Origin of the sequence: Pseudomonas sp. KB_15 (genome assembly GCF_052114525.1) — a bacterium.
Taxonomy (GTDB): domain Bacteria; phylum Pseudomonadota; class Gammaproteobacteria; order Pseudomonadales; family Pseudomonadaceae; genus Aquipseudomonas.
Map to the genome: position 1 here is coordinate 1 of NZ_JBFREX010000262.1, position 415 is coordinate 415.

At 68.0% G+C, this 415-nt stretch carries 1 protein-coding gene; it reads left to right on the top strand.

Annotated features, from left to right (window positions below):
* The coding region (locus AB4Z35_RS30790) for a hypothetical protein (protein ID WP_442101271.1) at positions 1-415 on the top strand (415 nt) is incomplete at both ends.

Genomic DNA, 415 nt, shown 5'->3' on the forward strand with positions numbered 1-415 from the left:
CGGCAAGGAAGAGCGGTACATCAAGGACGACAACGAACTCAACGCCTACCTGCTGAAGCTGGCGATGGAGAAGGCGTCCCTGACGCGCCCGGACGGCAGCGAGATCATGGGCGACGCCCTGACCGAGCTGGCGCGCCAGTACCAGCTGGCCGAAGGCGTCATCGGCCGCCTGTCCCGCATCGTCGACCCGGACGCGCTGCGCGCCATCGCCGACGGCGTGGTGCTGGATCTCGACAACGCGGCAGCGGCGGAAGCCTCGGCCGTGGCGCTGAAGGCCAAGCTGGCCGAGATGCACGCCAAGACGCTGCTGGGCGCCGCCGTGAACGACGACGGCACCGCTGACGTGTATGCGCAATTCGACGAGAAAACCGACAAGCACCGCCTGATGATCGCGCGCCGGCACCACGGCAACGTG